14 protein-coding genes are annotated in these 13,898 nt (G+C 61.4%); 2 read left to right on the top strand and 12 right to left on the bottom strand.

Annotated features, from left to right (window positions below; translation table 11 throughout):
- Position 1: 1 nt before the first annotated feature.
- From pstB to E4662_RS20485, 9 genes are all read right to left on the bottom strand, one after another.
- Positions 2-802 (bottom strand): phosphate ABC transporter ATP-binding protein PstB, encoded by an 801-nt coding sequence (gene pstB / locus E4662_RS20525; RefSeq protein WP_136443511.1) that lies wholly within the window; start codon positions 800-802, stop codon positions 2-4.
- A gap of 26 nt (positions 803-828) precedes the next feature.
- Positions 829-2,181: a phosphate ABC transporter permease PstA gene (gene pstA / locus E4662_RS20520; RefSeq protein WP_136443510.1), complete on the bottom strand. Its 1,353-nt coding sequence runs from the start codon at positions 2,179-2,181 to the stop codon at positions 829-831.
- Positions 2,181-3,647, bottom strand: coding sequence for a phosphate ABC transporter permease subunit PstC (gene pstC / locus E4662_RS20515; protein ID WP_136443509.1), 1,467 nt, complete (start codon positions 3,645-3,647; stop codon positions 2,181-2,183). The genes pstA and pstC overlap by 1 nt, the downstream gene beginning before the upstream one ends.
- Before the next feature lie 112 nt (positions 3,648-3,759).
- Positions 3,760-4,794 carry a substrate-binding domain-containing protein gene (locus E4662_RS20510; RefSeq protein ID WP_136443508.1) on the bottom strand — a complete coding sequence of 345 codons (1,035 nt, stop codon included), beginning with the start codon at positions 4,792-4,794 and terminating at the stop codon, positions 3,760-3,762.
- A gap of 288 nt (positions 4,795-5,082) precedes the next feature.
- Positions 5,083-6,117: a sensor histidine kinase gene (locus tag E4662_RS20505; RefSeq protein WP_136443507.1), complete on the bottom strand. Its 1,035-nt coding sequence runs from the start codon at positions 6,115-6,117 to the stop codon at positions 5,083-5,085.
- Positions 6,118-6,120: 3 nt separating this feature from the next.
- Complete coding sequence (locus E4662_RS20500; protein ID WP_136443506.1) at positions 6,121-7,299, bottom strand: trans-sulfuration enzyme family protein; 1,179 nt, start codon at positions 7,297-7,299, stop codon at positions 6,121-6,123.
- Between the two features lie 109 nt (positions 7,300-7,408).
- Positions 7,409-7,930 (bottom strand): gamma carbonic anhydrase family protein, encoded by a 522-nt coding sequence (locus E4662_RS20495; protein WP_136443505.1) that lies wholly within the window; start codon positions 7,928-7,930, stop codon positions 7,409-7,411.
- On the bottom strand, positions 7,927-8,568 hold the full coding sequence (gmk, locus tag E4662_RS20490) for a guanylate kinase (protein WP_136443504.1): 642 nt from the start codon (positions 8,566-8,568) through the stop codon (positions 7,927-7,929). Before gmk ends, E4662_RS20495 begins: the two co-directional genes overlap by 4 nt.
- Before the next feature lie 6 nt (positions 8,569-8,574).
- Positions 8,575-9,465 carry a YicC/YloC family endoribonuclease gene (locus E4662_RS20485; RefSeq protein ID WP_136443503.1) on the bottom strand — a complete coding sequence of 297 codons (891 nt, stop codon included), beginning with the start codon at positions 9,463-9,465 and terminating at the stop codon, positions 8,575-8,577.
- A gap of 280 nt (positions 9,466-9,745) precedes the next feature.
- Here E4662_RS20485 and E4662_RS20480 point away from each other — a divergent pair, with 280 nt between their 5' ends.
- Positions 9,746-10,501 (top strand): PAS domain-containing protein, encoded by a 756-nt coding sequence (locus tag E4662_RS20480; protein ID WP_136443502.1) that lies wholly within the window; start codon positions 9,746-9,748, stop codon positions 10,499-10,501.
- Between the two features lie 78 nt (positions 10,502-10,579).
- Here E4662_RS20480 and E4662_RS20475 read toward each other — a convergent pair whose 3' ends face one another.
- Together E4662_RS20475 and E4662_RS20470 are read right to left on the bottom strand one after the other, a co-directional pair.
- A complete protein-coding gene (locus E4662_RS20475; RefSeq protein ID WP_206080324.1) occupies positions 10,580-10,873 on the bottom strand; it encodes a YciI family protein in 294 nt (97 codons plus the stop codon).
- A gap of 80 nt (positions 10,874-10,953) precedes the next feature.
- Positions 10,954-12,324 carry a class II 3-deoxy-7-phosphoheptulonate synthase gene (locus tag E4662_RS20470; protein ID WP_136443501.1) on the bottom strand — a complete coding sequence of 457 codons (1,371 nt, stop codon included), beginning with the start codon at positions 12,322-12,324 and terminating at the stop codon, positions 10,954-10,956.
- 188 nt (positions 12,325-12,512) lie between these two features.
- On the opposite strand from E4662_RS20470, the gene E4662_RS20465 reads away from it, so the two are divergent.
- Positions 12,513-13,523, top strand: a complete 1,011-nt coding sequence (locus E4662_RS20465; RefSeq protein ID WP_136443500.1) for a GlxA family transcriptional regulator — start codon at positions 12,513-12,515, stop codon at positions 13,521-13,523.
- On the opposite strand, the gene E4662_RS20460 is transcribed toward E4662_RS20465, so the two are convergent.
- Positions 13,515-13,742: a hypothetical protein gene (locus tag E4662_RS20460; protein ID WP_136443499.1), complete on the bottom strand. Its 228-nt coding sequence runs from the start codon at positions 13,740-13,742 to the stop codon at positions 13,515-13,517. The two genes, E4662_RS20465 and E4662_RS20460, sit on opposite strands and share 9 nt — an antisense overlap.
- Positions 13,743-13,898: the final 156 nt, after the last annotated feature.

Here is a 13,898-nt window from a genome sequence, read left to right as displayed (position 1 = left end):
CTTATCCGATCCGTCCAGTGATGTAGCTTTCGGTGCGGGGGTCTTCGGGGTTGGTGAAGATCTGCGCGGTCTCGCCGAACTCGACGAGATTGCCGAGGTGGAAAAACGCGGTTTTCTGACTGACACGCGCAGCCTGCTGCATGGAGTGCGTGACGATCACCACCGAGTAGTTCTGGCGCAACTCGTCAATCAGTTCCTCGACCTGTGCCGTGGCAATGGGATCCAGCGCGGAGCACGGCTCGTCCATCAGCAGAACCTCGGGTTCCGTGGCGATGGCACGGGCGATGCACAGGCGCTGCTGCTGACCACCCGAGAGACCGGTTCCGGGTGCGGTCAGGCGGTCCTTGACCTCATCCCAGATCGCACCGCGGCGCAGGGCCTTTTCGACGATCTCGTCCAGTTCTGCCTTGTTCTTGGCCAGACCGTGGATGCGCGGGCCATAAGCCACGTTGTCATAGATCGACTTCGGAAACGGGTTCGGCTTCTGGAACACCATGCCGACCTTGGCGCGCAGTTGCACCGGGTCCACGCGCTTGTCGTAGATGTCCTCGCCATCAAGCCGGATGTCCCCTTCGACCCGGCAGATGTCGATGGTGTCGTTCATGCGGTTGAGCGTGCGCAGGAAGGTCGACTTGCCGCAGCCCGAGGGGCCGATGAAGGCGGTCACGGTCTTGTCTTCGATATCGACATCCACGTCCCGAATGGCATGGGTGTCACCGTAGAAGACCTGAACGCCGCGTGCGCCGATCTTGATGGTATTTGCGGTCACGTCTCTCTCCGTAAATAGCGGTGCGTCGTACATGAGGTTTACTCCCTTACCAGCTAACCTTACCAGCGGCGCTCAAAGCGGCGGCGCAGAATGATGGCGATGAGGTTCATGGTCAGAAGGAAGACCAGAAGGATGATGATGCCGCCCCAGGCCCGTTCGTAATAGGCCGGATCGGCGCGCTTGGCCCATTCGTAGATCTGGGCGGGCATGGCCGAGTTGGGCGACAGGAAGCCAGCGGCGATGCCATCGGGCACGTTGGTGGCGATATAGCCGACCATACCGATCAGCAGCAGCGGTGCGGTTTCCCCCAGAGCCTGCGCAAGACCGATGATGGTCCCGGTCAGGATGCCCGGCATGGCCAGCGGCAGCACATGGTGGAAGGTCGCCTGCATCTTGGACGCGCCAATGCCAAGCGCCGCATCGCGGATCGACGGCGGCACAGCCTTCAGCGAGGCGCGCGTGGAGATGATGATTGTCGGCAGGGTCATGAGCGTCAGCACGAGCCCGCCAACCAGCGGCGCGGACTGCGGCAGGTGGGCGAACTGGATGAAGACCGCGAGGCCAAGGATACCAAAGACGATCGACGGCACAGCCGCGAGGTTGGCGATGTTTACCTCGATCAGGTCAGTCCAGCGGTTCTGCGGGGCGAACTCTTCGAGGTAGATCGACGCGGCCACACCGATGGGCAAGGACAGCACCAGAACCACGATCATCATGAAGAAGGAACCGAGCATGGACACGCCGAGGCCCGCCTGCTCCGGGCGGCTCTCGGAGGCATCCGCACCAAAGATGAAGCCCGCGTTGAAACCCTTGCTGACGATCCCGGCTTCGCGCAGAGCGTCGGTCAGATCAAGGTGTTCGGCGTCGATGTTCTTGTCACGTGCAACGTCTTCACGCTGCACACGGCCTTTGAGATAGCCGTCGACGCGCGAGGATGCGAGCATGCGGAACTCGACCGTCTGGCCGACCATGTCGGGGTTTGCCAGCACCACATCGCGCACCTGGGCGGCGGCGGAAGCGGACAAAAGCGCCTTCATGTTCTTCGACTTCTTCAGAGGCGTTTCAATGCCCGCCTCTTCGACAGCGGCCAGAACCGCTTTTTGGATCAGCGGGTTGTAGCCAAAGGTCGAAACCTTGGCCATTTCCGCCGGATCGCGGTTGCCCTTTTTGTCGAGCTTCGCCTCATCGAGGTAGACCGGCACAGTGATGAAGGTTTGCTGAAACGCGCCAATCCCGGAGGACAGGATCGCACCGATCAGCACCACGAGGAAGAACAGGCCCGCCCCAATGGCGGCCATGCCGTACATCTGGAAACGCTTTTCAGCGGCGTTGCGTTTGGCTGTGCGCGCGTCAGCGGACATCAGCGAGCCGTGGCGCTTGGGTACAGCGGGGTTGATGGATGCGTCGGTCATCAGTCGTACTGCTCCCGGTATTTGCGCACGATGTAGAGCGCGAGAACGTTAAGCCCCAGGGTGAGGATGAAGAGGGACATGCCAAGCGCGAAGGCCACCAGCGCCTCGGGCGAGGCAAAGTCGCTGTCGCCGGTCAGCTGGCTGACGATCTTGGCGGTGACGGTGGTCATGGCCTCGAAGGGGTTGAGCGACAGCCGCGCGGCGGCCCCTGCCCCCAGCACCACGATCATGGTCTCGCCAATAGCGCGGGAAGCAGCCAGCAGAACAGCGCCCACGATCCCCGGCAAAGCGGCGGGCAGGATCACCTGTTTGATCGTCTCGGATTTGGTTGCACCAAGGCCGTAAGACCCATCGCGCATCGCCTGCGGCACCGCGTTGATAATGTCGTCGGACAGCGAGGAGACAAACGGGATCAGCATGATGCCCATGGCAATCCCTGCGGTCATCACCGCGCGCTGCCCCTGCATCCAGCCAGTGCCTTCGTCGCCAAAGACCGTCAGCAGGATCGGCCCGATGGTCAGCAGCGCGAAGAGACCGTAAACGATTGTGGGAATACCGGCGAGCACTTCGAGCAGCGGCTTGGCAAAGGCGCGGGTCTTGGGACCGGCGTATTCGGAGAGGTAGACGGCGGCGAACAGACCAATCGGCACGGCGACCAGAAGCGCGACGATGCTGATATAGAGCGTGCCCCACAGCAGCGGCAGGATCCCCAGGGCCGATGCGCCACCCCGGCCAGAGAAGCTCGGTGCCCATTCCAGCAAGGTGAAGAATTCGGAAGCCGGATAGAGACTGAAGAACTCGATGGTGTTGAAGATCAGCGACAAAACGATGCCGATGGTTGTCAGGATCGCGATGGAGGCGGCGGCGATCAGGATCGCCTTGATCCCCCGCTCCACCGTGTTGCGGGCGCGAAAATCAGCGTGGGCTTCTTTCAGCCCCCAAAGCAGGCCCAGCACCGCAATCGCGATAACCGCAATGGTCATGAACAGGGTGCCGTTCTTTTGCTCCGCCCGCCATTCCTGTGCGGCGGCAAGGATCGGCGCGGTCAGCTCGTTGGTGACGATCTTGCCCGCATCCTTGAGCGCGGCAGTCACGGCGGCAGGGTCCGACCCATTGGCAACGGTCTGGGTCATCAGGCCTTCGGCGGTGGCGGCGTCGATTCCATCAGCGGTGCGCCGCACTTCGGACATGACCAGACCGAGGTTGGAGCCTTCGGCCACTTCGCTTTCCGGGATCATCCCGGACACCGACATGTTAATCCAGATCGGCTGCGCGATGAGCCAGACAACCAACAGAAGGAAGGCGGGTACAACCGATTTCATCATGGCATTGGAGCCATAATAGCTTGGCAGGCTGTGCATGCCGCGGATTTCACCGCCCGCACTGGAAAGCGCGCGAGAGCGGCCGAGGACATAGCCTGCGGCCGCAATCACGAGCACGATGACGATGAGCCAGAGTAACGGCATTTGCCCCCCGTTTGCTTGCGGTCTGCTGTTGGAAAAAGATCTAAAAGAGAAAGGGGGCGGCGGAATATGCCGCCCCCGAGCGTCCCGGACCACATTTGGTCCGGAAAGGCAATTACATGCCTTCACCCATGGTCACTTCGTCGCCAACGATGGCCTGGACTTTTTCCAGTTCCGGATCGGAGACAAGGCCGTACTCGGCGAGCGGGCCGTCGGGGCCAGCGATCTCGTCTGCAACAAAGAACTCAGCGTATTCCTTGAGGCCCGGGATCACGCCAATGTGGGCTTTCTTGATGTAGAAGTAGAGCGGGCGGGACACCGGGTAATCACCGGCTGCGATGCTCTCGGTGGTCGGCTCGACGCCAGCCATGGTGGCCACTTTCAGCTTGTCGGTGTTGTTCTCGTAGAACGCGAGACCGAAGACGCCGATGGCGTTGGCGTTGGCGTCGATGGAGGCCAGCGTTTCGGTGTAGTCACCGTCGATGTCCACGGAGCGGCCATCGGAGCGCACTTCGAGGCAGGCATCTTCTGCGTCGTCTTCGGACATGCCGGAAGCGATCATCGCTTCCATGGCGCCGGTGGCTTCACAGCCTGCCGCGATCACTTTTTCTTCGAACACTTCACGGGTGCCGTGCTTGGTGCCCGGGATGAAGGCGAGGATTTCTTCAGCCGGCAGATCGGCGTTGAAGTCGGACCACTTGGTGTAGGGGTTGTCGACCAGCTGACCGTCAACCATGACCTTCGGCGCCAGAGCGTTGAAGATGTCGGACTGGGTGAAGGCGGTGTAGGACGGGCCGTCGAACTGGGAGGCGAACACGATGCCGTCATAGCCGATGCGCACTTCGATGATGTCGGTCACACCGTTTTCGGCACAGGCCTTGATCTCTTTTTCGCGGATCGCGCGGGAGGCGTTTGCAACGTCGGTGTGCTCTTCGCCAACACCCTGGCAGAAACGCTTGAGGCCAGCGGAGGAGCCGCCCGATTCCACAACCGGTGTCGGGAAGTCGAAGTTTTCGCCGAAGGCTTCTGCAACGATGGAAGCGTAGGGCAGAACGGTGGAGGACCCGGCGACCTGCACGTTGTCGCGCGCTGCGGCGGATGTGGCAACGGCGGCAATGGCCAGCGCGGAAGCGGTGAGCTTGATGTTCATGTCGAACTCCTGAAAGTCTCTTGGCGACCATCCCCATGATGTCGCCTTGAGGCGGGTCCTAAGCACCCTGCGCAATGCTTTTGTGACAGCTGTGTAACAGTTTCATGACACCGCTGGATAAATGCGAAATTTGTCTAGTGACGTGGGGTTAAGGTGCAGTTTTCCCTGGCCTGAAACGGATGTTTAGCTGCCTCCGTCCCGGACTTGATCCGGGACCTCATCGTTTACGCTGGAGCCAAAGCAGAAGCCACGCCCAGGTCCGTGGAAATGCTCGCGCAAGGCTCCTTCTCAGCCAACCGGAAGAATCACCGAAAACCGTGATCCTGCGCCAAGCGTGCTCTCAATCGACAATCGTCCGCGATGCCGCGACACGATGTGCTTTACGATCGCAAGGCCAAGCCCGGTCCCGCCTTTTTCGCGCGAACGGTGGCTGTCGACCCGGTAAAACCGTTCGGTCAGACGCGGCAGATGCAAAGGATCAATACCCGCCCCCGTGTCCTCAACCGTGATGCGAATCCCGTCACACCGCAGGCGCGGTCGAAATTCCGGCGCGTCGAGCCGAACCGTCACCGAAGCCCCCTCCCCGGAATACTTGACGGCATTTTCCACGAGGTTTGTCAGAACCTGCCGGATCTGATCCGCATCCCCGACAATGGTAAAGGCGGCAGACGGCAGCTCGGACGCCAGGCTCACCCCGGCCTCTTCCGCCAGCGGCTCCAGCCCGTGCAGCGTGCTGCGGATCAACTCCGCCGGATCCACCTGGCTGGTCGGGCGCACGCGTTCTTCCTGCTCGACCCGGCTCAGCGACAGCAGATCCCCCACAAGGCGGTTCATCCGGCTCGCCTCGCGATCCATGATGTCAAGGAACCGCAGGCGCGCAGGCGCGTCATCCGCCGCAGGCCCTTTGAGGGTTTCGACAAACCCCATGATCGCAGTCAGCGGCGTGCGCAGCTCATGACTGACGTTTGCGACAAAATCGCGCCGCATCCGGTCGGAGTGTTCGAGATGACTCACGTCCTGAAAACAGCACAACGCGCCGGACCCGCCTTCGAGCAGCGGCACCGGGCGAACCGTGACCCGATAGGTCGAGTCGGCCTCACCATCGGCAACACGGTAGTCCGCCTCGCCCGGCGCCTGCCGCGTCAAACAGGCTTCGATCGCATCCAGCAACGCAGGCTGGCGCAGCGCCGTGATGAAATGCCGCCCCGCCAAACCGTCTCCCAGCAACGCCGTCGCCTCGGCGTTGACCGCCGCCACACGTTCGGTCTTTCGGATCAGCAAGGCCGGCAGCGGCACCGCGTCAAGGTAGGCCTGCGCGTTCATGGCTTACACGGCCCGCGCCGCCGCAAGTCCGTCGTCAAAACAGGCCAGCAGCGCCTCCGGCTCTTCGAGGCCCACGGAAACCCGGAAGAACCCTTCAGTGATCCCGATCTCGGCCCGCCCCTCCGGCGTCAAAGCCCGGTGCGAGGACGAGGCGGGATGCGACAGCGTCGTGCCTACGTCCCCCAGCGTCGGCGCAAATGCGATGCCGCTTGCGCCCTTGGCAAAGGCATTGGCCGCCGCGCGCCCGCCTTCGATCTCGAAGCTGACCATGTTGCAGCCCTGCCCCTTGAGCAGCCCCTGCGCCCGCGCCGCATCAGGATGATCGGCCCGCGTTGGATACAGCACGCGTTTGACACCGGGTTGCGACGCCAGATGCGCCGACAACCGCTGCGCCGTTTGCTGTGTGCGATCAAACCGCAAGGCAAAGGTCGCCAGACCGCGCTCAGCCAACCAGCAATCAAACGGGCTCGCCGTCAAACCGGTTGTCACCGCAAACACCCGCATGCGCGCGGCCAGATCCGGATCTTTCGCCGCAACCCAACCAAGGGTGACATCAGAATGCCCCGCCAGCAGCTTGGTGACCGAATGCAGCACGATATCCGCGCCGTGCTCCTCGGGGCGGATTGCGGCGGGCGTCGTGAAGGTGTTGTCAACGACCAGCAAAACGCCCCGCGCCTTGCACAGCGCGGCAATCCCATCAAGATCCGCCACCCGCAGCGTCGGGTTCGACACCACTTCGATCAACACCATTGAGGTCTCGGGCCTGAGCGCCGCCTCAATCGAATCCACATCGCACGGATCCGCCAGGCTCGTCTCGATCCCGAGACGCGGCAGATCCTCGGCCATGAGCCGCAGCGACCGGCCATAAAGCTGATTGCCGCCAACCACATGATCGCCCGCCTTGCACAGCCCCATCAGAACCGCCGTGACCGCCGCCATGCCGGAGCCGACGACAAGACCGTTCTCCATCCCCTCCAACGCGTCGATCCGCGCCGCAAGAAGGTCGGCGTTTGGATGGCCTTCGCGCGCATAGGTATGGCCCTGAACCCATCCCTCATACTGCGCATCCAGCGCATCGGGGCTGTCCGAGGCATACACCACAGACGGCATGATCGGCGACACCACCGGCCGGGACGCACCCTCGATCAGTGGAACAAACGGCCTTTGCAACGTCGGCTTCATGAAGTCATCCCTGTCTTCTTTGTGCTTCAAGTATCCCGGGGAGTCGCGGCCGCGCCGCGGCGGGGCTGGCCCCGTCCAAAATTTTGCCCCGACAAATTTTTCGCCCTGTTCAAAGCGCGCGTAGCCCAGCCATGAACCGCGCCGCGTTCTGCTGGTAGTGCTCGGCAGACAGGCGCAGCTTGGCAATCGCCGCATCATCCAGTTGCCGCACCACCTTCCCCGGCGCGCCCATCACAAGGCTGCCGTCCGGGATTTCCTTGCCTTCGGTGATCAGCGCCCCTGCCCCGATCAGGCAGTTCTTGCCGATCTTCGCACCATTGAGGATCGTCGCCCCCATGCCGATCAGGCTGTTTTCGCCGATCACGCAGCCGTGCAGCATGACCTTGTGGCCAATCGTGCAGCCAGCCCCGATCATCAGCGGATACCCCATGTCCGTGTGGCAGACGACGTTTTCCTGAACATTGCTGCCCGCGCCGACGCGGATTTCCTCGTTGTCACCGCGCAGCGTGCAGCCGAACCAGACGTTGCTTCCCGGCTCCAGAACCACATTGCCAATGACATTGGCATCGGGGGCCACAAAAACATCCTCGGCAACCTGCGGTTCCACGCCGTCCAATGCATAAAGCGTCATGTCAGGTCCTCGAATTCCGTTTGAAGTTGGCGCACATGGCTGACAAGCGACGGCTGTTGCAGGCGGCGCAGACGGGTGGCGCTGACGATGGTTTGAAGATCCGCAAAGGTGCGATCCAGATCGTCGTTCACCAGCACGTAATCATAGCTGCCCCAGTGGCTGATTTCGTCCCAGCTTTTCTGCATGCGCTTGGAGATCACATCGTCGCTGTCCTGCGCCCGCGACACGAGCCGCCGGTGCAGTTCCGGGATCGACGGCGGCAGGATGAAGATCGACAGCGTATGCTGCCCAAGCGCGGAGTTGCGGATCTGTTGCGCCCCCTGCCAGTCGATATCAAACAGCACGTCCCGCCCCGCGTCGATGGCGGTTTCAACCGGCGCGCAGGGGCTGCCGTAGAAGTTGCCAAACACGTGGGCATGTTCGAGCATGCCATCTTCCGCCACGGTCCGCTTGAACGCCTCTTCGCTCATGAAGTGATAGTCCTTGCCATCCTCTTCGCCCGGACGCGGGGCGCGGGTGGTGGCCGAGACAGAGAAACTCAAGCTCGGATCCCAGCTCAAAAGCCGTTTAGACAAGGTCGATTTGCCCGCGCCGGAGGGCGAGGACAGGATGATCAGAAGGCCGCGCCGTTGTGACATCACGTCTTACTCCACATTCTGTACCTGTTCGCGCATTTGCTCGATCATCGTCTTGAGCGCCAGACCGGTTGTCGTCAACGCCGCATCGCCGGATTTCGAGCAAAGCGTATTGGCCTCACGGTTGAACTCCTGCATGAGAAAATCAAGCTTGCGCCCCACCGGCCCTTTGCTCGCCAACAGTTCGTGCGCGGCGGTGACATGGGCGCGAAGCCGGTCGATCTCTTCCGTCACATCCGCCTTGACCGCCAACAGCGCCAATTCCTGTGCGATGCGGCTCTCGTCCAGCCCTTCTGTGTTGTCCATGACGCGGGCAAGCTGAGCCTTGAAGCGCGTCTCCTGCGCCGGAGCACGGTCTGCCGCGCGGGTTTCGGCCTCTTCGACCAAAGCTGCAATTTCATCGGTCTGGCGGGTCAGCACCTCGGCAAGCTTGTCACCTTCGGCGGCGCGCATGGCGCGGAAGTCAGCCAGAGCGTCATCAAAATCCGCCAAGAGCGCCGCGCTGAGCGCCTTCAGATCCACGTCGCCCGCCTCGGACGTCAGCACACCGCGCAGACCGACGATATCGGCTGCGGTGGATGGCGCGAGGTTCAATCCCAGCGACTTCGCCGCCTGTTCGATCGTCATCATCGCGTCCAGGACCACGCCAAGCTGCGCGTCATCAAGGCTCTGCGTGCCCTCCTCGCCGGCAGCAGCGATCCGCAGGCCGACCTGCACATTGCCGCGCCCAAGCGCCTTTGTCAGCCGGGCGCGCACCTGCGCCTCGAGCCCCTCGATCCAGTCCGGCAGACGCAGCCGCAGATCAAGCCCCTTGGCATTGACCCCGCGCAACTCCCACGTCCAGGAATAGGTTAATCCTTCGCCCTGCCGCGAGGCAAATCCGGTCATTGACTGGCGCATCTCGGCCTCCTTGCAATTCACGCTTCCGGCCTATCGCCCTCAAACCGGCAAAGCAAGCGCTGCTGCCGTTAAGAATGGTTAACACGTTGGGAAACAGGGATATTATGAGAAGCAACGAAAGCATTGAAAATTCAATGAATTGTTGAAGCGTTAACCTCTTGGTGACAAATGGGGCGAAATTGCGACGCTGATCTGCTAGTAATGATTTAGCAAAAATGATTAAATCGTCAGGGCGGAACGGGGGCTCCAGCCAGATGAGACAGAGCCAGGAGCAACGGTTATGTTTGGCAACGGTGGGAAAGGTCAGGACGTGGTTTCGATGACGGATCGCGAGAAGACAAAACGGATGGCCCCGATCCGCTTGGTGGAAACCTATTGGCACGGGCTTTGCGGCGAGAACGAGATTCCGCTGCGCAGCCAGGTGGACCCGCGCGGCATGGAGAGCGCGCTGGAAAACGCCTTCCTGATGGAGAAGATCGCGCCGACCATGGGCAAGATCCGCGTCGCTGGCACCCATCTTTCCGATCTGATGGGCATGCAGATCGCAGGGATGCCGCTGTCGACCATGATTGCGCCGAAAGATCGCGAACAGTTCGGCCTCGCCGTCGAGGCGCTGTTTGCCGAGCAGTCGATCATTCGCATTGATCTCGCCGCCGAGGGCGGTTTCGGCAAGCCGGATATGGAAGGTCACATGATCATCTTGCCGCTGCGCTCCGATTTCGGGGATGTCAGCCGGGCGCTTGGAGCGCTGATCACCCAAGGCCGCATTGGCCGCACGCCGCGCCGCTTCACCATCACCAATATCGCGGTCACCCCGGCCCACAAAATCGCCAATCCCGGCAAGCCGCAGGCAATCAAAGCGGAGGATCAAGGCACAGCTGTTCCGCTGCCCCGCCTGTCCAAGTCCCAGCCGGTGAAGACCGAAGCCGAGACCAAGGGCATGGCCGAGCCGCGCGCCGTCTTCAAGGCGAAGGACAGCGGGAAACCGGCGCTGCCGCAGCGCGGTCATCTACGGCTGATTGTCTCTAACGACTGATGATTTTCCGGCTCCGGCGCGGTTCGTCAGCGCGCCCGGGCACACGCTTGCGGCCAGACAGAATGTCTGGCCGTCTTTTTATTCAGCAATGCGCCGGGCGATGAATTCCGTCACCCGATACTCCGCCACATCCGCTGTCGCAAAGGGATCGCTGGCAAGCAGCGTCTCCAGAGCCGCGCGCGATGACGCCTGAGCCAGAATGATTCCGCCATCGCGTGGCACCTTTGGCCCGGAGACCAGAAACACACCGGTATCATACTGCGCATTGACCCAATCCAGATGCGGATCGAGCACGCGATCCACCGCCTCCATATCCGCGACGTAGGTCAATTCGACCACGAACAGGTGTTGATCCTTCTTCAGGTTTAACATGAACATCGCCTCTCAAAGATTTGAAAACAAAAGCCCGCCTCGTTTGGGGCGGGCTTTCATCGCAAGATTTGTTAACCGCGTTAGCCGTTGGCTGCCTCAGCATTGGCGAGGCGCAGCTGGGTCAGCTCCTCGGCCACGAGGAAGGCAAGTTCCAGCGACTGCGACGCGTTGAGACGCGGATCACAGGCGGTGTGGTAGCGGTCCGACAGGTCCTCTTCGGTCACATCGCGCACGCCGCCGGTGCATTCGGTCACGTCCTGACCGGTCATCTCGAAATGCACGCCGCCCGGCACGGTGCCTTCCGCGCCATGCACGGCAAAGAAATCGCGCACCTCTTTGAGAACACTGTCAAACGGGCGGGTCTTGTAGCCGGTCGCCGACTTGATGGTGTTGCCATGCATCGGGTCGCACACCCATGTCACGTTGGCACCCTCTTCCTGCACGGCCTTGATCAGGCGCGGCAGATGTTCGGCTACTTTGCCCGCACCAAAGCGCGCGATCAGCGTCAACTTGCCCTCTTCATTGGACGGGTTGAGCTTCTGCATCAGCACCTTGAGGTCTTCGGCGGTGGTCGTCGGGCCGCATTTGAGGCCAACCGGGTTCAACACTCCGCGTGCAAACTCCACATGCGCGCCATCGGGCTGACGGGTGCGGTCTCCGATCCAGATCATGTGACCGGAGCCTGCCAGCCACTTGCCGGAGGTCGAATCGAGACGGCAGAGCGCCTCTTCGTACTCCAGCAAAAGCGATTCATGGCTGGTGAAGAAATCCACGACCTGCAGCGCATGAGCCTGCGCCCCGGACACGCCCGCCGCCTTGATGAAGTCCAGCGTATCGGTGATCCGGTTTGCCATGTCGCGGTATTTCTCGGCGCCGTTGCCATCGGTGAAGCCCAACGTCCACTGGTGCACCTGATGCACATCGGCATAGCCGCCCTGCGAGAAGGCGCGCAGAAGGTTCAGCGTGGCCGCCGCCTGCGTGTAGGCCTGCAGCATCTTTTTCGGATCAGGGATGCGGGCTTCGGGGGTGAAGGCCAGCTCGTTGATGATGTCGCCTCGGTAGCTCGGCAGTTCCACACCTTCGACCACCTCGGTCGGCGCCGAGCGCGGTTTGGCGAACTGACCCGCCATGCGGCCCACTTTCACCACCGGCACTTTCGCACCATAGGTCAGCACCATGGCCATCTGCAGCATCACCTTGAAGGTGTCCCGGATGGCGTCCGCGCTGAACTGGTCAAAAGCCTCGGCGCAATCGCCGCCCTGCAGAACAAAAGCCTCACCACGCCCTGCGGCCGCGATGTGGGTCTTGAGGTTGCGCGCTTCTCCGGCAAAGACCAGCGGCGGATATTTGGACAGCTGTGCCTCAACGGCATTCAGCGCGGCCTCATCCGTATAGTCGGGCATCTGAACCCGCGGAAGGTCGCGCCAGTTCGATTTCTGCCACTCGGTCATTGGTCTTCTCCGGTTATCTTAAGAATTTGTGTCTTCGTGAGCGTTAACGTTCCTGCTCTATAACGAATGCAGCGCACTTGCCCAACCCATGAATTTTGTCCCCTCTCTTGACGCGCCGCAATAGCCGTGAGCAACTCGTTTACAAACACGACACGGTGTGTCGCAATTTGCCAGAAGGATGCCGCCAGATGCTCCCAAACGCCAAAGCACCGATCGTCGAGCTGGACAGCGTTCCGGAGAAGCCTCGCCGCTTCGTTTTTGTTCTGCTCGACAACTTCACGCTTCTGAGCTTTGCCGCCGCGCTCGATTGCCTGCGGCTGGCCAATCGCATGGCGGGCAAACCCCTGTATGCTTGGCGGATTGTCAGCGAAGATGGCGATACTGTTGCCTGTTCCACCGGCACGGCCTTTAACGTGGATGCCGGATTCGAAGAGTTGGACCGGAGCGACACGGTTGTCGTTTGCGGCGGTCACAATGTGCAGGACGCCACCACCAAGAAGCTGCTGAACTGGCTGCGGCGCGAGGCCCGCAAGGGCGTCGGCTTTGCCGGTCTGTGCACCGCCTCGTATTCGCTGGCCAAGGCCGGGCTTCTGGACGGCAAGCGCGCCACGATTCACTGGGAGAATCAGGACAGCTTTCTCGAGGAGTTCGAGGACGTGATCCTGACCAAATCCGTCTTCACCATTGACGGCAAACATCTGACCACCGCTGGCGGCACCTCTTCGATTGATCTGTTCCTGCAGGTGATCGCCAATGACCATGGCGAAGAGCTCGCCAACGCGGTGGCGGACCAGCAGATCTACAGCTCCATCCGCACGGACCAGGACACGCAGCGCCTGTCAGTACCGACGCGGATCGGCGTGCGTCATCCGAAGCTGAGCCAGGTCATTCAGCAGATGGAAGCCAACATCGAAGAGCCGATCAGCCCCTCGATCCTCGCCAAGGATGTGGGCATGTCCACGCGCCAGCTTGAACGCCTGTTCCGGCGCTACCTGAACCGCTCGCCAAAACGCTATTACATGGAACTCCGCCTTCAGAAAGCGCGGAACCTCTTGATGCAGACCGACATGAGCGTGATCAACGTGGCGCTGGCCTGCGGTTTTGCCTCGCCCTCGCATTTCTCGAAATGCTACCGGGCCCACTACGACACCACGCCCTATAGAGAGCGTGGTGCCCATGCGACGCGTCTGTCAGTTTGACACGTCGCCCTGCGAAGCAGGTTTGTGGCCAAGATACATGGCCGCTGTCAAAAGCCCGCCGCCAAGCGTGATCGCCAGACAGACAACAAAACCAAAAGCGACGATCGGGCTTTTGATCGCCATCATGGTCTTCTTTGGGCCGCGCGCGAGAAACGCGTGATTGCGATAATCACCGTCGCGCTTGTTGGGGGTCAGGGGGTCCTTCTCATGGTTGGTCATAGTCCTCGTCCTTGGTGAGTGTGGGGCGCAAAGACGCGCGGGAATCGGTGACGCGCCTTGGCATCATTTCCGCATACGCAGGTTGATGAGTCACGTCAGGTTTTCACGTAAACACCTGATTTAGTGAACTCTTTTACAATTTTCAGAAAATTAGAC

This window comes from Pacificoceanicola onchidii (genome assembly GCF_004804335.1).
In the GTDB taxonomy this organism is placed as follows: Bacteria; Pseudomonadota; Alphaproteobacteria; order Rhodobacterales; family Rhodobacteraceae; genus Pacificoceanicola; species Pacificoceanicola onchidii.
Note: the sequence above shows the minus strand (reverse complement) of the source record. Positions and strands in the feature narration are given on the sequence as shown.